The 557-nt window shown below is 42.7% G+C and carries 1 tRNA gene and 2 rRNA genes; all 3 read right to left on the bottom strand.

The features are described 5' to 3' along the window. Positions 1-199 precede the first annotated feature (199 nt). Positions 200-272 (bottom strand) — tRNA-Ala (locus CS063_RS17420). A 4-nt stretch (positions 273-276) separates the two neighbouring features. Further along, positions 277-394, bottom strand: a 5S ribosomal RNA gene (gene rrf / locus CS063_RS17415). Positions 395-466: 72 nt separating this feature from the next. Further along, a 16S ribosomal RNA gene (locus CS063_RS17410) occupies positions 467-557 on the bottom strand; the annotation flags it as partial.

Below are 557 nucleotides of genomic sequence, written 5' to 3'. Positions count from 1 at the left end.
AATTTATCGGTTAAATTGTAGATATAAACCAACAGATTACCTGTTTGTTACCCTGACAACTTGCGTTATCATTAGGCGCTAAAATAATTTTAGCTTGCTCACTTAATGAGCATTTGAAGTTTAAATCTATCATTTGATTGTGTTTAGTTTTCAAAGTACAAAGTTGTCCCTCTCGCATTAGTAGTAATGCTTTGGACAGTGGAGACGACGAGATTCGAACTCGTGACCCCCTGCTTGCAAGGCAGGTGCTCTCCCAACTGAGCTACGCCCCCATAAATCTGGCAACCACCTACTCTCCCAGCTCGTCTCCAAGCAAGTACCATCGGCCGACTAAGTCTTAACCATCGTGTTCGGTATGGAAACGGGTGTTTCCCCTAGTCGCATCATCACCAGAAATAAGTGAATATTCTTTTTTTATTAATGAACATTCAAAACAAAATAGTAACCATTCCAGTTGTTTCCTTAGAAAGGAGGTGATCCAGCCGCACCTTCCGATACGGCTACCTTGTTACGACTTCACCCCAGTCATTGGTTTTGCCTTAGACGGCTCCCTCCTT

It is taken from the genome of Sporanaerobium hydrogeniformans (genome assembly GCF_002735925.1).
GTDB lineage: Bacteria > Bacillota > Clostridia > Lachnospirales > Cellulosilyticaceae > Sporanaerobium > Sporanaerobium hydrogeniformans.
The sequence above is the reverse complement of the archived record's forward strand: the minus strand, read 5'-3'. Positions and strand labels throughout refer to the sequence as shown.